General features: G+C 37.3%; 20 protein-coding genes. 9 read left to right on the forward strand and 11 right to left on the reverse strand.

Annotated elements, in window-relative coordinates; genetic code table 11:
- The first annotated feature begins 73 nt into the window (after positions 1 to 73).
- Positions 74 to 544, forward strand: coding sequence for an Lrp/AsnC family transcriptional regulator (locus ASG14_RS17920; protein WP_056090420.1), 471 nt, complete (start codon positions 74 to 76; stop codon positions 542 to 544).
- A gap of 49 nt (positions 545 to 593) precedes the next feature.
- On the opposite strand, the gene ASG14_RS17925 is transcribed toward ASG14_RS17920, so the two are convergent.
- The 3 genes from ASG14_RS17925 to ASG14_RS17935 all read right to left on the reverse strand — a co-directional run bounded on the left by ASG14_RS17925 (position 594) and on the right by ASG14_RS17935 (position 2,515).
- Positions 594 to 1,244, reverse strand: a complete 651-nt coding sequence (locus ASG14_RS17925; protein ID WP_056872459.1) for an alpha/beta hydrolase — start codon at positions 1,242 to 1,244, stop codon at positions 594 to 596.
- The gene (ung, locus tag ASG14_RS17930) at positions 1,244 to 1,924 is read right to left on the reverse strand and encodes a uracil-DNA glycosylase (RefSeq protein ID WP_056872460.1); all 681 of its coding nucleotides are present in this window, start codon (positions 1,922 to 1,924) and stop codon (positions 1,244 to 1,246) included. Before ung ends, ASG14_RS17925 begins: the two co-directional genes overlap by 1 nt.
- Before the next feature lie 72 nt (positions 1,925 to 1,996).
- On the reverse strand, positions 1,997 to 2,515 hold the full coding sequence (locus ASG14_RS17935; protein WP_056872461.1) for a thioredoxin family protein: 519 nt from the start codon (positions 2,513 to 2,515) through the stop codon (positions 1,997 to 1,999).
- Between the two features lie 118 nt (positions 2,516 to 2,633).
- Between ASG14_RS17935 and ASG14_RS17940 the strand changes: the two genes are divergently transcribed.
- Both ASG14_RS17940 and ASG14_RS17945 read left to right on the forward strand, forming a co-directional pair.
- Positions 2,634 to 3,173: a DUF2892 domain-containing protein gene (locus tag ASG14_RS17940; protein ID WP_056872462.1), complete on the forward strand. Its 540-nt coding sequence runs from the start codon at positions 2,634 to 2,636 to the stop codon at positions 3,171 to 3,173.
- Positions 3,174 to 3,319: 146 nt separating this feature from the next.
- Positions 3,320 to 3,874, forward strand: coding sequence for a pyridoxamine 5'-phosphate oxidase family protein (locus ASG14_RS17945; protein WP_056872463.1), 555 nt, complete (start codon positions 3,320 to 3,322; stop codon positions 3,872 to 3,874).
- A gap of 72 nt (positions 3,875 to 3,946) precedes the next feature.
- Here the strand turns inward: ASG14_RS17945 and ASG14_RS17950 are convergent, their stop codons facing one another.
- The 7 genes from ASG14_RS17950 to ASG14_RS17980 form a co-directional block, all read right to left on the reverse strand.
- Positions 3,947 to 4,159 carry a hypothetical protein gene (locus ASG14_RS17950; protein ID WP_056872464.1) on the reverse strand — a complete coding sequence of 71 codons (213 nt, stop codon included), beginning with the start codon at positions 4,157 to 4,159 and terminating at the stop codon, positions 3,947 to 3,949.
- A 101-nt stretch (positions 4,160 to 4,260) separates the two neighbouring features.
- The gene (gene lysS, locus ASG14_RS17955; protein ID WP_056872465.1) at positions 4,261 to 5,970 is read right to left on the reverse strand and encodes a lysine--tRNA ligase; all 1,710 of its coding nucleotides are present in this window, start codon (positions 5,968 to 5,970) and stop codon (positions 4,261 to 4,263) included.
- Between the two features lie 212 nt (positions 5,971 to 6,182).
- Entirely contained in the window at positions 6,183 to 6,641 is a 459-nt protein-coding gene (locus ASG14_RS17960; RefSeq protein WP_056872466.1) for a MaoC family dehydratase, read from the reverse strand.
- A gap of 173 nt (positions 6,642 to 6,814) precedes the next feature.
- Positions 6,815 to 8,731, reverse strand: coding sequence for a long-chain fatty acid--CoA ligase (locus tag ASG14_RS17965; protein ID WP_056872467.1), 1,917 nt, complete (start codon positions 8,729 to 8,731; stop codon positions 6,815 to 6,817).
- A gap of 260 nt (positions 8,732 to 8,991) precedes the next feature.
- Positions 8,992 to 9,318 carry an iron-sulfur cluster assembly accessory protein gene (locus ASG14_RS17970; protein ID WP_056872468.1) on the reverse strand — a complete coding sequence of 109 codons (327 nt, stop codon included), beginning with the start codon at positions 9,316 to 9,318 and terminating at the stop codon, positions 8,992 to 8,994.
- Between the two features lie 82 nt (positions 9,319 to 9,400).
- Positions 9,401 to 9,814: a Fe-S cluster assembly scaffold IscU gene (gene iscU / locus ASG14_RS17975; protein WP_025142622.1), complete on the reverse strand. Its 414-nt coding sequence runs from the start codon at positions 9,812 to 9,814 to the stop codon at positions 9,401 to 9,403.
- 121 nt (positions 9,815 to 9,935) lie between these two features.
- Positions 9,936 to 11,147 (reverse strand): IscS subfamily cysteine desulfurase, encoded by a 1,212-nt coding sequence (locus ASG14_RS17980; RefSeq protein WP_056872469.1) that lies wholly within the window; start codon positions 11,145 to 11,147, stop codon positions 9,936 to 9,938.
- 119 nt (positions 11,148 to 11,266) lie between these two features.
- Here ASG14_RS17980 and mce point away from each other — a divergent pair, with 119 nt between their 5' ends.
- The gene (gene mce, locus ASG14_RS17985) at positions 11,267 to 11,674 is read left to right on the forward strand and encodes a methylmalonyl-CoA epimerase (protein WP_056872470.1); all 408 of its coding nucleotides are present in this window, start codon (positions 11,267 to 11,269) and stop codon (positions 11,672 to 11,674) included.
- A 257-nt stretch (positions 11,675 to 11,931) separates the two neighbouring features.
- Entirely contained in the window at positions 11,932 to 12,213 is a 282-nt protein-coding gene (locus ASG14_RS17990; RefSeq protein WP_056872471.1) for a hypothetical protein, read from the forward strand.
- Between the two features lie 111 nt (positions 12,214 to 12,324).
- On the opposite strand, the gene ASG14_RS17995 is transcribed toward ASG14_RS17990, so the two are convergent.
- Positions 12,325 to 13,947, reverse strand: coding sequence for an amidase (locus ASG14_RS17995; RefSeq protein WP_056872472.1), 1,623 nt, complete (start codon positions 13,945 to 13,947; stop codon positions 12,325 to 12,327).
- A gap of 243 nt (positions 13,948 to 14,190) precedes the next feature.
- Here ASG14_RS17995 and ASG14_RS18000 point away from each other — a divergent pair, with 243 nt between their 5' ends.
- From ASG14_RS18000 to prmA, 4 genes are all read left to right on the forward strand, one after another.
- A complete protein-coding gene (locus tag ASG14_RS18000) occupies positions 14,191 to 14,439 on the forward strand; it encodes a type B 50S ribosomal protein L31 (RefSeq protein ID WP_056872608.1) in 249 nt (82 codons plus the stop codon).
- A gap of 72 nt (positions 14,440 to 14,511) precedes the next feature.
- Entirely contained in the window at positions 14,512 to 15,678 is a 1,167-nt protein-coding gene (locus tag ASG14_RS18005) for a putative sugar nucleotidyl transferase (RefSeq protein WP_056872473.1), read from the forward strand.
- A 51-nt stretch (positions 15,679 to 15,729) separates the two neighbouring features.
- On the forward strand, positions 15,730 to 16,491 hold the full coding sequence (tpiA, locus tag ASG14_RS18010; protein ID WP_056872474.1) for a triose-phosphate isomerase: 762 nt from the start codon (positions 15,730 to 15,732) through the stop codon (positions 16,489 to 16,491).
- Positions 16,491 to 17,336 (forward strand): 50S ribosomal protein L11 methyltransferase, encoded by an 846-nt coding sequence (gene prmA, locus ASG14_RS18015; RefSeq protein ID WP_056872475.1) that lies wholly within the window; start codon positions 16,491 to 16,493, stop codon positions 17,334 to 17,336. Before tpiA ends, prmA begins: the two co-directional genes overlap by 1 nt.
- The last annotated feature ends 74 nt before the right edge of the window (positions 17,337 to 17,410 follow it).

Consider the following 17,410-nt stretch of genomic DNA (forward strand, 5'->3'; position numbering starts at 1 on the left):
ATATATGATAAATTATGTTAAAATTTAGAATTTAATTTGGTTATGTTTGTGTTCTCAATACCTTTGAATTTATATGGCATCCGAATTAGACAAAATTGACTTTAAAATTTTAAGAATCTTACAAGAAAACGGCAGAATAACAAACCTTCTTTTATCCCAGGAGATTGGCCTTTCGCCCGCACCAACCTTAGAGCGAGTTCGTAAGCTGGAAATGGCCGGCTACATTAAAAGCTATCACGCTTTAGTGGATGAGGAAAAGCTTGGTTTGGGTATTAAAACTTTTATTCAGATTCAGCTTGATTTTCACAAGAACAATACAATTCAGATTTTTTTAGATGAGGTAAATCAAATAAAGGAGATTACGGAATGCCATCATGTTACCGGTCAGGCCGATTTTCTTTTAAAAGTTTATGTGAAGGATATCAAATCTTACGAACGATTAATAATGGATAAGATCAGTAAGATATCTGTGGTTAAGACTTTTCAAACCATGATGATTATGTCTACGACGAAAAAAGAGCCTATAGTTCCATTAGAGTATTAAAGCTATCCGGATGGTTTAAGAGATTAATCTTGTGGAAGGGGAATTATATTTATCGTAGAATTAGTTTGTTAATTAATTTTGAGATAACATCTGCGTTTTGATAAATTGCGAAGTGGGTGCCATTTTTAATTGTAAAATCTGGTTTAGCTTTGTTTGAATATAGTATTCTATCACTTGTGCCATGAATGTGAAAAAGATTTTCAGGTCTTATATCATTTTTCCAATTGAGAATGCTTCCAACCGCCCATTTTAAAAAGTGCGAATCTGAATCATCAATTATATTTTTTAGCAATTTTTTTTCTTCACTTGATTTTGTTCCAAAAAAATAATTTCTAGTCAAATTGTTGCTAGCTTTTAATACGTGAGGTGGAATAATGTCTAGAAAACCTAACTTACCAACCAGCTTATAAACAAATGGTAAATGTTTGCTTAGTATCGTGCTTGAGATAATTATAGTTACCGAAGGCTTTAGCACCTTGGCTATTTCCACTGCAATCATGCCGCCAAATGAGACACCAATTAGAGCAAACGGTTTTGATGCATCTATTGCTCTACTTAACCTTCCCGCATAATCTTTCATCAACTCTTTTCGGTCAAAAGGTATCCAGTCTAAATGGACAATATTTAGTTTTTTGTCAAAGCCAATCTTAGAAAATATCCTTTTATCTGCCCCTAACCCGCTGACTAAATAAACATTCATTAAGACGAAATTTTCCAGTTGATTGGCGTTAAATTATTTTGAATCAATAACTGGTTCGTCTTCGAAAAATGTTTCGATCCTAAAAAACCCGTGTGTGCAGAGAAAGGAGATGGGTGGGCTGCTGTTAACACATAATGTTTCTGCTGGTCGATTAGCGATGCTTTTTGCTGCGCATATTTGCCCCAAAGTAAGAACACGATATATTTACGTTTTTCGGAAAGGGCTTTTATAATTTCATCAGTAAAAATTTCCCATCCTTTGTTTTGATGGGAACCCGCTTCCGAGGCCCGAACGGTAAGGGTAGCATTTAGCAGCAATACGCCTTGCTCAGCCCAATGCGTCAAATTTCCATGTTGAGGCATCACAAAACCCTCAATGTCGGTTTCCAATTCCTTATAGATATTTTTTAGCGAGGGCGGTACGGTTATTCCTTTTTGAACGGAGAAAGATAAGCCATGCGCCTGGTTGGCTCCGTGATATGGATCCTGACCCAATATAACCACCTTCACCTTATCGAAAGGGGTAGTATTTAAGGCATTAAAAATGTCGGCACCCTTTGGATAAACCTGAAAACCTTTTTCCTTTTCTGCTACTAAAAAAGATTTAAGGCTTTTCATATAATCTTTTTCAAACTCATCTTCTAAAACGGCGAGCCAACCTGGCTCCAATGCTGCAGACATATATTTTGTTTTCTTAAATAGGTTAGGATTATTCAGTAATCGTAATTTACAACGCTGTTAAAGCGCAATTGTTTATGATTTCTTTTTCAGAATAGCTAAAAAATCTCCCTCTAAAGTTGTTTTCGGGTGTTCCACGATGCGTCCTAATTCTTTTCCCTTTTTATCGTAGATTATAAATGTTGGAACTTTTTGAATATCCAAACCATCGATAATTCCATTTTCTGCCTTTTTGTGGCCATCAACAGCAACAATATCAACATGCTTTTCATTAAAATGCAAGGCATCCAGAACCTTGAAGAAATTTGGAACATTTACTTTGCTGTCTCCGCACCAGGTTCCAAAAATGATTTTTACATGCTCTTTTTTGACAAGTTTTTTCAGCTCAATTATTGTTGCAGCGTCTGGGATATACGCCTCGTAAAGTGGGTCATACATTTCTTTAAATTCAGGAAAAGTTACCACGCCTTCCCGGGTACACTTGTTAATTAAAATATCCTTATCATGAGCGGCGTCGTGTATTTTTTTATTGATTTCCTGAGCAGAAACATTCATAGTAATGATGATTAAAGTTATGGATAAGAGATATTTCATATTGGTAATTTGCTTAATTCTTAAGTGTAAATTTTTAATGAAATTATTGTTTTAAAATCTAATTTCTGCTATTTAAACACGATATTTGCAAAAAAAAAATATTATTAGAATAAAATTTATGCCAAATATTATCAGATTGATCGCGGGGTTTGCTTTATTGGGTGGCGCTGTAGCTTTATTTATTTTCGGTTTTTGGCCATGGGGAATTGTTGCCATATTGTTGGGCATAATTGTTTTAGTTACCTATTTCTTTAATGAGAACATGCTTTTAGCGCAATGGTTTTTAAGAAAAGACAATATGCCGAAAGCGAAAATGTATTTAGACAGGATAACAAATTATGAGAAACAACTTATCAAAATTCAGCACGGTTATTATAATTTACTGGTTGGGTTAATAGAAAGTAGAACAGCTCCGATGAAGTCGGAAAAATACTTTAAAGCCGCGTTAAGTTTAGGCATGCAAATGGAACACAATGTTGCATTAGCAAAATTGAGTTTAGCAGGTATTGCAATGGCCAAACGAAATAAACGCGAAGCAACAATGTATTTAGCCGAAGCAAAAAAAGCAGATAAGAACAAATTACTTGCAGATCAGATTAAGCAGATGAAAGACCAGATGGGCATGATGGACAAGCAACAACAAGTTCGTTACAGATAACAAAAAGAGCCGGTTCTAAAATGAATCGGCTTTTTTGTTTAAAAGCGTCTTTATTTTCGGCTTCTTATTCGTTAAAGCGGGTGGCTTTGCCAAATGTTCAAAACTAAAGTGAATTGAAAATTGTAGTGTATATAAACTTTATACCTATGGCAACATCACAAGAAGGAAGTACTAATAATACTCAGGAAGAAGGCAACATCAAAGATTTAGGCGGCGCAAATGCTGTGGCTAAACTTAAAGAATTGGCAGAAAAAGCAGAAAGTTGTTTTTTCTGTACGAATATTAAAACAGGTGTTCCTCTATCCATCAGGCCTATGGCCATTCAGCAGGTGGATGAAGAAGGAAATATTTGGTTTATGAGCATGAAGGACAGCCACAAGAACGAGGAAATAGCTGCAGACCCTTTTACTCATCTTTTGTTTCAGGCTGGCGCACACTCCGGTTTCGTTAATATCTACGGCATTTCTGAAATTAGCAGAGATCAGGCTAAAATCGATGAGCTATGGAGCCCCTTTATTAAAACCTGGTTTCAAGGCGGCAAAGATGATCCGAACATTACGTTGATTAAAGTAATTCCTTCAGAAGGTTATTACTGGGATACAAAACACGGCGCTGCCGTTGCTTTCTTAAAAATGGCCGCTTCGGTGGTAACAGGAAAGACGATGGATGATTCTGTAGAAGGAAACCTCGATATTGATTAATTAACCGAAAACTATTTTCTAAGCGAGGTTCTTCTGTAATAAGATTATAACTGGCGGATTATTTAGGTGGTTTTATTTATCACCTAAATAATCGAAGCCTTCAAGCTCTTCCCGCTGGTTTCTTTTACTTAAAATGTCATCCTCTTCAGCTTGGGCTCTTTTAAAGAAAAACGCTTCTGCCTGGATTCTTTTAATTAACTGATGAACCAGGGATAAATCAAAAGCTTCTTTACTTAATTTGATGCAGTATTCTCTTTCGGTGATTTCTAAACTTGAAATATTCATAATGCAATGATTTTATTGTCGATTGCTGTAAATATAAAAAAGGCTTGCTAAACAATTGTTAGCAAGCCTTTTAAGTTTATGTTATGATTGTGTTAAGACATTTATTTATGAGAAAGATATAAACCATCATCGGTTTTTGTAACCTTTAAAACATTTTTCCCTGTTAAGGCTTTCAAGGTAAGGTCCCACTTTTTATTGCTCCAATCGGTAAGTTTTGCTTTAACATCAGCCAATAAAACTTGTTCACCGTCTTTTACTAAGCTAAACAATTCAGTTTCTTCAGGAGATAATTCGATTTTCTTTTTTTCAGGGCGCATTTGTGGAAAAAACAACACTTCCTGAATGGTACTTTGATTGGTCATTAACATCACAATCCTATCAATACCAAAACCCAAACCAGAAGTAGGGGGCATACCGTACTCTAACGCACGAACAAAGTCCTCGTCCATTGCCATTGCCTCTGCATCACCCCGATCAGCCAATTTTAACTGATCTTCAAAACGTTCTTTTTGATCAATCGGATCATTCAATTCGGAATAAGCATTACCAATTTCTTTTCCGTTTACAAAAATCTCAAAGCGCTCTACCAAACCAGCAACTGAGCGGTGCTTTTTTGCGAGCGGCGTCATTTCGATTGGATAATCTGTTATAAATGTTGGCTGAATAAGATTTGCTTCAACTTTTGCACTGAAAATCTCATCCACCAGCTTACCACGGCCCATAGTCGAATCAGTTTCGATACCCAAATCTTTACAGGTTTGCAGCAATGCTTCTTCGTTCATTGCAGAAACATCAATTCCTGTGAATTTTTGAATTGATTCGTACATGGTTAGTTTTTCGTAAGGACCTTCGAAATTGATGTTGTTATCGCCAACTTTAACTACAGCCGAACCGTTGGTTGCGATTGCTACTTTTTCCAGGCATTCTTCAACCATTGCCATCATCCAGATATAATCTTTATAGGCAACATAAATCTCCATAGAGGTATATTCCGGATTATGCGTACGGTCCATACCTTCATTGCGGAACATTTTACCGAATTCATAAACACCATCAAAACCTGCAACTATAAGCCGTTTTAAGTATAACTCATTCGCAATACGCAAATAAAGTGGCATGTCTAGTGCATTATGATGGGTAGCAAACGGACGGGCTGCCGCACCGCCGTGTATTGGTTGAAGTATTGGCGTTTCAACTTCCATCCAACCTTGTTCATCAAAATAGCTCCGCATCGAATTGATAACTTTACTACGCTTGATGAAAATTTGTTTGTAATCAGGATTTACAGTTAAATCTACATAACGCATTCTATAACGCAATTCCGGGTCGGTAAAGCCATCGTAAATATTGCCCTCATCATCTCGTTTTACAACTGGCAGTGGCTTCAGCGATTTAGCAAGTACGGTAAAGCTGGTAACGTGAACGGATATTTCTCCTGTTTGAGTTGTAAAGACATAGCCTTTCACACCTATATAATCTCCCAAATCCAAAAGCTTTTTGAATACGGTATTATATAAGGTTTTGTCTTCATCCGGACAAAGATCATCACGTTTTAAATACAATTGAACCCTGCCGGTAGAATCCTGCAGTTCTGCGAATGAAGCACTTCCCATGATGCGGCGGGTCATTAACCGGCCGGCGATGCTTATTGTCTTGTAAGCAGTCTTATCTTTTTCATAGTTGGCATTTATATCTGCAGCATATGCGTTAACTTCATATGATTCTGCAGGATAAGGCTCAATGCCTAAGTCGCGTAATTGTTTTAGCGACTCCCGTCGCAATATTTCCTGTTCTGATAATCCTATACTCATTTCGGGTATTTTTTGCAAAAGTAACAATTTTGCAAGATGTTTAATAATAGTTATGCTATGGTGATGATACAAATATATCTGCGGTGTGCATCCAATTTAATGCATCAAATAAATTGTCAATCACAAGTAGCACAAAGATAAGAATTGGCTAATGAAAAAATCAGCCAAAAAAATGCGTTACAAGGGTAAACTGTTCTAGCTATGAGAAATAGCTACTTGAAATGATAAAGAAAGACGACGTTTCCGGTATATGCGGTTTTAGTTTGCCCTTTTATATCAAGGTTGGCTTCAATAACTACTTTAGTTATTCCTCTCAAATCACAAATCGCGATAAGTTTTGCCCTGAGTTGAACTTCGTCATTTACCAGAACAGGCTTGTTAAATTTAAACGACTCGATGCCGTAATTAACTTCCATCTTAACATTTTGTATGTCAGCGATTTGCTTCCATAAGTATGGAATAAGTGAAAGTGTTAAATAGCCGTGAGCAATTGTTGAGCCGAATGGGCTACTGTTTTTTGCCTTTTCCGGATCGGTATGAATCCATTGGAAATCCAGTGTGGCATCAGCGAATTTATCAATTTGATTTTGTTCGATTTTGTGCCACTGAGATGCACCTATTTCGGAACCTAAAAATGCCTTGTACTCTTCAAAACTGTTTATAATAACCATATAACTAAATGCCTCCCGTTTTCTATGGAAGTGTTTAACGTAAACCCTAATAATTTAGATTTCGCTTTTGGAAGGTAGAGAAATTAAATAAGACGAAAGAAAATATCACTATTTGTGGTTAATTAAAGGTAATCTGGCGCCAATTTATAACTCAAGTTTGGTTTTTAAGCTGTTCAACTTTCTGCTTCTATGCCTTCTTCGTACATTTCATCAATAGCGTTTGCGTATCTCTTTTCAACAATTCTGCGCTTTACTTTCATTGTCGGCGTAATTTCACCGTCGTCGATATTGAAAGGGTTTCGCTTTATTTTAAAGTTCTTGATGCGCTCAAATTTTGCCAGTTCATTAGAAATTTTCCTGATATCTAGCTCCATCCAATCTATAATTTCTTTATTTTGGATAAATGGATCAGCTTCCTCAAAAAAAGCAGGTTTAAGTTTAAAGGTTTCCTCTAACGTTTCCCTGTTCGGAATAATGATCGCTGTGATAAATTCGCGTTTATCACCAATTAAAAACAACTGATCTATTTTTGGGCTTTTGAGGTAAATATTTTCGACCGGGGTAGGGTATACGTTTTTACCGTAGGCATTAACAATCATGTTTTTTAGGCGATCGGTGATTTGTAGATTACCTTTATAAAAGCGGCCAATATCGCCTGTATGAAACCACATATCTTTATCGATAGCTTCTGCGGTTTCTGCAGGCTTGTTAAAATAGCCTTTCATAACACAATGTCCGCGAACAATCACTTCTCCTTCAGCGCATTCAAAACCTTCATCAAAGGTGTCGTGGGTTTGTATGTTTATAATCTCTTTGCTCTCCACATCCTGAATACCAATTTCAATGCCTGGAATAACACGCCCAACTGTGCCATAAACCTGTCTGTGGTATTCCGTTACCGACATCACCGGAGAGGTTTCCGTTAGGCCAAAGCCTTCAAGAATTTTTATTCCTAAATCACCAAAAAATTCACCAACATTTTTCGGTAAGGCTGCGCCGCCAGATATCATAAATTTAAGCCTTCCGCCTGTTTTCTCCTTTATCTTACTAAAAACGAGTTTTTCGGCTATTCCCTTTTTTGCTGTTAGCAATAAACCCGGATTTTTGCCAGCTTCTTTCGCAATGCGATATTTATTCCCGGTGTTTAATGCCCAGGTAAATATTTTCGCCTTTGTACCACCGCCTGCAGTTCCACTTTTAATGGCTTTGTCGTGTATACGCTCAAGCAACCTCGGTACACAACTCATCACCGTAGGCCTAACTTCTCCCATATTTTTGGCCAACAACTCCAGACTTTGGGCAAATGCAATTTTACAGCCCTGAGTGCAGCAAACATGATAAGTTGCCGTGCGTTCGAAAACGTGCGACAGTGGCAAAAATGACAGGAACGTTTCGGTTTTATCAATTACAGGAATCTGTTGGAGGCAAACCTCTACGTTTTTAACAAAGTTATAGTGTGTAAGCATAACGCCTTTAGGCGTGCCAGTTGTTCCCGATGTGTAGATTAATGAAGAAACATCATTAGGCTGTACCATGTTTCGGCACTGGTCTATCTCAGCTTTCTCAGCTGCGGTTATCTGGTGCTTAAGGGCGAGAATATCGGAGAACGAAATAACCTCTATATCAACATCAGCTGGTATTTTAACCTTTTCAAAGTCTTTAAAAGCAGGGATGATGTATTTTAACGCCTTACAATTAGCTGCTACTTTTAATACTTTTCTGTACAAGAAATTATTGCCAATTAATATGCCCTTTATTCCGGAATCATTAATGATGTAAGCCACTTCCTGCTCAGAAAGCGTTGGATAAATGGAAACATTGATTACGCCTATTTGCTGAATTCCCTGATCATAATAAACATATTCGGGCGAATTCTCTATCATTAAACCAAGGCGGTCGCCTTTTTTTATCCCCTTTTCCAAAAAGTACGCAGAAACCGCATCGGCCCGCTTTAAAGTGTCTTCGAAGGAAATTTCAGCCCATTCATTACCTTGCTTATGGAGCAAAAAAGTATCTGTAGGCTTGTGGATATTTTTGACAACATTTCGCAACAATGTAGGCACTGTTGAAAATTCGTTAATTAATGGCATTGCTCGTTATTTGGTGTTGAATATAATTAACAATAATAATGCTTTTTGGTTAAAAAATGCAAATTGATGTAAGTCGGGCGATTCGACTTCGACTTCATCGCTGAACACAATATAGCAATTTCATAACCTGGTTTAGGCTAAAGTGATTGCGCAGTTAACCTGGAAATGAGTTTGTAACTTTTTTATAAAAAGCTTCAGAACATCTAAAAACAGAAAAAGACCCCAGTTTTGGAGTCTTTTTTAAATAAGCTTTATAATTTTTAAACGGAGAAACTTTCACCACAGCCGCAAGTACGACTGGCGTTCGGGTTTACGAAATTGAAACCTTTTCCATTTAGTCCGTCAGTAAAATCTAATTCAGTTCCGGCTAGGTACAGGAACGATTTCATATCCAACGCGATTTTAATCCCTCTGTCTTCAAAAAACTGATCACCTTTTTGTTCTTCGTTGTCAAAATCTAAATTGTATGATAAACCAGAACAACCGCCACCCTTCACTGAAACACGTAAAAAGTAGTCAGAACCCATTTCAGAATCCTGCATCAGGTGCTCAATTTTATCTTTCGCTTTATCAGTTATAGTAATCATAATATTAAAATTTTAGTGTCGGGTAGAAGGTTGTTAAGGCAAAATACAATTTCACTCTTATTCCTTATACCCAAAACAAGTTTTAGTGGTGTGATTTTTCTAAAACAATTGCTTCTAAACCATTTTTAACGCGATAATCGTTAATAGCTGATTTAATTGCATCTTCTGCCAATACGGAGCAGTGAATTTTAACTGGAGGAAGAGCCAGTTCTTCAACGATATCCATGTTATCGATAGAAAGCGCCTCATCAATTGTTTTTCCTTTTAGCCATTCTGTAGCTAATGATGAAGATGCGATAGCCGAACCACAGCCAAATGTTTTAAATTTCGCATCTGTAATTACATTATCTTCACCAACCTCAATTTGTAAACGCATTACGTCGCCACACTCAGGTGCGCCAACCAATCCGGTTCCTACAAATTTACTGTCTTTATTTAATGTACCTACGTTACGTGGGTTATTGTAATGGTCAATTACTTTTTCTGAATATGCCATAATATTTTAGATTTTAGATTTACGATTTCTGACTGTTCATCTGCCGTAAATTATTAATTTTATTTTCTATTTAATTGAGATTTCCGAATCTTAAGTCGTCAATCTACAATCGTAAATTAATTTAATGTTCTGCCCACTCAATTTTACTTAAATCAATTCCTTCTTTAAACATTTCCCAAAGTGGCGAAAGTTCTCTTAAGTGATTTACTGCTTTTTGAGTTATTTCAATCGCGTGGTCAATATCTTCTTCGGTAGTAAATCTACCTAATCCATAACGGATAGAAGAATGTGCTAAATCATCAGATAAACCCAGGCTTTTTAAAACGTAAGATGGTTCTAATGACGCTGAAGTACAAGCCGAACCCGAAGATACTGCCAAATCGCTCATTGCCATCATTAAGCCTTCACCTTCAACATATTTGAAAGATATATTCGCTACGTGTGGCAAACGATGTTGCGTATTACCATTAACATAACTCTCTTCCATTTTGTTTAAAGTCGATTCTAATTTATCGCGTAAAGCTGACAAACGAACTGCTTCACTTTCCATCTCTAAACGACAAAGTTCGCAAGCTTTTCCTAAGCCAACAATGCCGGGAACGTTTAACGTACCAGAACGCATTCCACGTTCATGGCCACCACCATCCATCTGCGAAGTTACTTTAACCCTTGGGTTTTTTCTGCGTACATAAAGTGCGCCAACGCCTTTCGGACCGTACATTTTATGTGCTGAAAACGCCATTAAGTCAATCCCGTCAGCGTTAACATCAACAGGAATCTTACCAACTGCCTGCGTAGCATCAGTCATAAATAATGCACCATACCTGTGTGCAATGGCAGAGATTTCTTTAACTGGTTGGATAACACCAATTTCGTTATTACCGTACATTATCGACACTAAAATCGTTTCAGGAGTCATCGCAGCTTCTAACGCAGCTAAATCAATTAAACCATCTTCTTTAACGCCAAGGTAAGTAACTCTAGCACCGTTTTTTTCAAGGTGTTTACAAGTATCCAAAACTGCCTTGTGCTCAGTAAGGGCAGTAATAATATGGTTTCCTTTATCTTTATACATCTCAAACACACCCTTAATGGCAAGGTTGTCTGCTTCAGTTGCGCCAGATGTAAAAATAACTTCTTTTTCAGTACAGCCGATTAATTTGGCTACCTGCTCACGAGCATAATCTACTCCCTCTTCAGCCACCCATCCAAAAGCATGATTACGGCTTGCGGCGTTTCCAAATTTCTCAGTAAAGTAAGGTAGCATTGCTTCCAACACTCTAGGGTCTAAAGGTGTTGTTGCATTATTATCTAAATATATCGGCTGTTTCATCTCTATTCTGTTAATTATGATTACAAAGATACGAAAAAAGTTTTCGAACAATTATAAATATTAGCTATGACCTTATAGATAAAACATGCATTTTTACATTCAACCAACCTTTTTAAACGATGAATAAGATAGAACATATCGGCATTGCTGTAAACAACTTAAATAAATCGGTACCACTCTACGAATTATTATTGAATACCTCTTGTTATAAAACCGAAATTGTTGCTTCCGAGCACGTTAACACGGCATTTTTAAAAACGGGCGAGAATAAAGTAGAACTTCTGGAGGCCACTTCTGAAGAGAGTGCAATTGCAAAATTTTTAGAAAAAAAAGGTGAAGGGATTCATCATATAGCCTTCGCTGTAGATGATATTCTCGTAGAAATGGAGCGGTTAAAATCAAATGGATTTGTGCTTTTGAGCGATGTGCCAAAAAAAGGTGCAGATAATAAAATGGTTTGCTTCGTTCATCCCAAGAGCACCAACGGTGTGTTAATAGAACTTTGTCAGGAAATTAAATGGGTGTAAAGCCAGCTGCTGCGGCTTAAAGTTAAGATTTGCCTGACCCAAAATTGAACTGCTTTTTCAAAATGCCCTGATATTGATTCGAAAATGAACGTTCAAATTCCTGTCGCTTGCAGCAGTCCTGCTAACCGCTATAGTCCCGATGAAGAATCGGGAGCTGTCGCTTTTATCAGGTTTAATTAATCAAGTTTAGTGCTTCTAAGCCCGTTTGCAAAGAGCAGACAACTTTAGTATTCGCTAATTCATTAAATCACTGTCCGGTGTCACTAACCAAAATCATCAGCAAAGATTTCGATATAGACGAGAACCTTGCAGAAAACCAACTTCGGGATGTTTTGATAACTGCTTTCGCCTATCTGATTGATAACGATTTCCCCAAGTTAATTCAGATTTTATACAAAGCTGATGTAGACCAATATAAACTTAAAGAACTTCTCGAAACTGTAGAAGGCAAAAGCTCCGCAGAAGTTATCGCCGACGCTTACCTGGACAGGCAATTGGCTAAAATTGAAACCTGGAAGAAATATAGCAGTAAGGGCTAAAGCCGAAAATTTAAAGCAGACTTAACGCTCCATTTTGAGGCAACAATATTTTCCGTTAAAGATATCGCGATTCAGTAAATTCATTTTGTTTCTGGGTTTAGTTGAAAACAACTAAACACCAGAAGAAAAATTCGACGATTTGATAAATTTTGGCGGGCTTCTGTGTTTAGTTGCCTGCTCATACGCAAATGCCATAGCTAAAATTTTGGGTTCTTCGTAAGCTAACGCCATAAAGGATAACCCAACAGGTAGTTCATAAATTTTACCCATTGGCACAGTAATATGGGGGAAACCCGCCATTGCTGCAGGCGAACAGAAATAAAAGCCGTCGCTGTAATCTCCGTTAAACAGATCTATAGCCGATGGAATTCCAAAACTAGTTCCTGCAATGGCATCCAACTTATATTTTGCCATTAAACCAGCAATTATCTTTCTAGAAGAAATTACTTTTTCGAGTGCATCTTTATATTCTTTGCTGTCAATGTTGGGTGCTTTCTCGCTACTTTCTAAAGTTTCCTGCTTAAAGTAGGGCATAGCTGTGCTTTCATTTGCTTTATTAAACGCTATTACTTCGGTTAACGTTTTTACTTTGGCCTGTGCGTTCGCAAGGTATGCGTTTACGCCATCTTTAAATTCACATTGCAGCACCGTAAAACTCGCCGAACCAATTACCCTCATTTCCTTTAAAAGCTCAACTTCAACAATGTCGGCGCCAAGTTCTTTAAGTTTGCTTATGGCATTGCTGTAAAGCGCAACCACGCTTTCGTGTCCGGTTAAAAACGACTTTTCGACGCCAATTCTTTTCCCTTTAATTGCATCAGTTTTTAAAAAGAATGTGTAATCTTTAGCGGCTTTTCCTTCACTATTTCTAGTCACGCTGTCTGTAGTATCTATCCCTGTTAACGCGGAAAGTAAAATCGCTACATCAGTAACATTTCTGCCCATTGGCCCCGCCGTATCCTGCGTTTTTGATATAGGAATAATGCCACTTCTGCTTAATAATCCTACCGTAGGTTTAAGGCCAACAACGCCGTTGTAGGATGCGGGCGCAATCACAGAGCCATTGGTTTCTGTTCCAATTGCCACTGCACACAGATTTGCAGATACTGCTGAGCCAGAGCCAGAACTCGAGCCACTTGGACTTCTATCCAGTATAAAAGGGTTTTTCGTTTGTCCGCCGCGACTGCTCCAGCCGCTACAAGAGCGTGTTGAACGGAAATTAGCCCATTCACTTAAATTAGTTTTACCTAAAATTACCGCACCTGCTTCACGAAGTTTTTTAACAATAAATGCATCTTCACTCGCCACATTCCCGGCTAGAGCTAAAGAGCCTGCGGTCGTATGCATTTTATCAGCTGTATCTATATTATCTTTAATTAAAACAGGAATACCATGCAGCATCCCTCTTAATTTTCCATTCTTTCTTTCCGCATCGAGTTGGCCGGCAATTTCTAATGCTTCTGGGTTTAATTCAATTACTGCATTTAGTTTTGGGCCGCTTTTATCAATTTTCTCGATCCTTTTTAAATACATTTTGGTAAGTGCCTTTGATGATGTTTTACCGGTTTGCATCAGTTTCTGAAGCTCGGTTACTGTAATTTCATTCAGTTCAAAATCATCAGTAAACTCGCTGTTACCCGAGGGTTTAGTAACAAGAGCTGCAGATGCGGGCAAGCCAATACCGGTAAGTAAACCTGCGGCAGAGCTGCTTTTAATAAAGTTTCTTCTATTCATGGAGTTGATAAAAAAGCTTAGAGCAATAAATATAAAAGATAAATGTTTTAAATAAATACAATTTGAAAAATGCTTAAATTTAAAATTCTAGTTTACACTTGTATTTCAGAAATAAAATTAAGATATTTGCATCCTCTAAAATAGAGATAGAAAAGACTAACAGAAAGGTCATAAGCGTTGTTGCCAGCAAATTGCAAAAATGTTCTTGATGCTTTCAACACAAATAACTTAAATAATATTCAAATGAAAAAAGATTTGCACCCTACTAGCTACAGACCAGTTGTTTTCAAAGACATGTCTAACGAATATGCTTTCTTAACAAAATCTTGCGTAGATACTAAAGAGACTATTAAATGGGAAGATGGAAATGAGTATCCTCTTTATAAATTAGAGATTTCTCACATGTCTCACCCTTTTTATACTGGTAAAATGAAATTGGTTGATACAGCAGGACGTATCGATAAATTTAAAAACCGTTACGCTAAAAAATAATTTTAGGCGTAAAAAGCATTTTTTAAAGTCCCTTTGCCAAAAGCATCGGGACTTTTTTTATTTTTGTGGCTTATGACAATCAACCTTTTTGATGATTCGAGTTGGGAATCATTACGCCCGCTTACTTTTACACGCCCGGTAGCCGATTTACGAATAGGTATTTTAACAATAGCAGAGAAATGGGCGAAACATCTAAATGCCGATTTTGGATTCCAAACCCAGGAATATTTGTCGGTAAAGTATCCCGCAAAAGTTAATGCAAATCTTTTTATCAATGGGTGTATTTGTCCTGATGAAGCTTTGGTTGATGCCATAAGCCAATTGAAAGATGGTGAAGTATTGCTTAAAGGTGATTTTCTTATTGCACATCACAACGATCCAGCGCAGTCAGATGCGGTGACATCTAATAAAAAGATACAGTACACGCAGGATTTCGTTAGGATTATTTATCCCGAAGATATTTTTGTTAACAACCCCGCCGAAATAAGAAAGGATTTTGTGTTACTAATCAAGGGACGTACGTCTGCAAAAATCAGTAGCACGAATCAATTGTTGGGCGACGATATCTTTTTTGAAGAAGGCGCCAAAGCAGAATGCAGCGTTTTAAATTCCGGTTACGGACCAATTTACGTTGGTAAAAACGCTGAGATTTGGGAAGGAAGTTTAATAAGAGGATCTTTTGCGCTTTGCGAAAATTCATCAATTAAAATGGGTGCCAAGATTTATTCGGGTACTACTATCGGACCTAACAGCCGTGCAGGAGGCGAAATTAATAATTCGGTAATATGGGGGAATTCTGCCAAAGGACATGAAGGATATCTGGGTAATTCGGTACTTGGCGAATGGGTTAACATTGGTGCCGATACCAATAACTCAAACCTGAAAAACAATTATGCTGAAGTAAAGCTTTACGATTACGAAAGTAAAAAAATGCGTAATACTAATTTGCAGTTCTGTGGTTTGGTTATGGCCGATCATGCTAAATCCGGTATTAATACAATGTTTAATACAGGCAGTGTTGTAGGCGTTAGCGCAAATATTTTTGGCGGCGGCTTGCCTCCAAATCACATTCCCGATTTTAGCTGGGGTGGAGCAGATGGGTTTTTGGATTACAAACTAAATAAAATGTTCGAAACTACAGCGAAAGTATTTGCAAGAAAAAATGTAATTTTCGATGATACAGAAAAAGATATACTGACCAAGGTATTCGAATTAACAGCTCCTCACAGAAATTTTTAATATTTAACCATCATTTATAATAGAAATCATCAATTAGCAAAATAAAACACAATGAGAAAACAAATAGTAGCCGGTAACTGGAAAATGAATTTAGACTATAACGAAGGGATTTCGTTATTCAGTGAGATTGTAAATATGGTGAAGGATGAGCGTAAAGGTGATCAATTAGCTGTTATTTGCGCTCCTTTTATTCATTTGAATAGTTTGGCCAAATTGGGTGGAAATGATGTTAAAATAGGTGCTCAAAATATTCATGATAAAGAGAGCGGTGCTTACACAGGTGAAATCTCCGCAAAGATGGTTAAATCTGTCGGCGTGGAATACGTAATTTTAGGTCATTCAGAACGCAGACAATATCAGGCTGAAAGTGATGAGCTATTAGCAGCAAAAACTAAAATTGCCCTGGCTAACAATTTAAAGCCGATATTTTGTATTGGAGAAACTTTAGATGAACGTAACAACGGCAGTTACTATGAGGTTTTGAAAAAGCAGTTAATTAACGGCCTTTTTAGCTTAACGGAAGATGATTTTAGAAAAGTTGTTATTGCTTACGAACCAGTTTGGGCAATCGGCACTGGCTTAACCGCATCTCCGGAGCAAGCTCAGGATATTCATGCTTTTATCCGCAGTGAAATTGAAGCCAATTATGGGTTTAATGTTGCAGATGATACAACAATTTTATACGGAGGAAGTTGCAATCCGGGTAATGCTGCGAGTTTATTTGCACAAAAGGATATTGATGGTGGCTTAATTGGTGGCGCTTCGTTAAAATCAAGAGACTTTACAGATATTATTAAAGCTTTAAACAGCTAATGCAGTATATAAAAGCAATTTTTAAGTTCGAAGGTATAGAAGACTATCAGCAGGATTTGCTCATCAGCGAACTTGCAGACTTAGGCTTCGATACCTTTGAGGATAATGAAAACGGATTTATCGCCTTTATTATAAAAGATAATTTCGATAGTGAGGGACTGGAAAAGCTGATTTCAACCTATGCTGAAGATTTCAAAACCGAATATGTTTTAGAAGACGTAGCCGATGAAAACTGGAACGCTGAATGGGAAAAAAATTTTAGTCCCTTAATCATCGACGATGTATGTTATGTTAGGGCAACTTTCCATGAGGCTCAGCCATCGTATCCTTACGAGATTATAATTGATCCGAAAATGGCCTTTGGAACTGGTCATCATCAAACAACAACAATGATGATGCAGTACATTTTGGCTGCAGATTTGAAGGATAAAGATCTCTTAGATATGGGTTGTGGCACCGGGATATTAGCAATTCTTGCAGCGAAGCTTGGTGCTAAAACATTGATGGCCATTGATTATGACGACATTTGTTACCAAAGTACATTGGAGAATGCCCAGCTTAATGCTGTCGAAAACTTAAAGGCGTTGTGTGGAAGTAAGGAAGTAATTCCGGATGTTGAATACGATGTTATACTTGCCAACATCAATAGAAACATTCTGCTTGATCAGATTGGCAGGTATTCAGAAGTATTGAAACCTGACGGAAAGATTTTTTTTAGCGGCTTCTATCTCGATCCCGATTTAGCAATGATTACAGCAGAATGTGCCAAATTCGGCATCAGGTATGTTGATCATAAACAAAATGGCGATTGGGTTGCGGCTCAATTCGAAAAGAAAAATGATTGAATTTTTTAGTGAGTGGATGCTGATTCAAATGTCGGGCAATCCCTCATTCGATTATTCTCTAATTCAATAATTAA

The sequence above is a fragment of the Pedobacter sp. Leaf194 genome (genome assembly GCF_001423945.1).
In the GTDB taxonomy this organism is placed as follows: Bacteria; Bacteroidota; Bacteroidia; order Sphingobacteriales; family Sphingobacteriaceae; genus Pedobacter.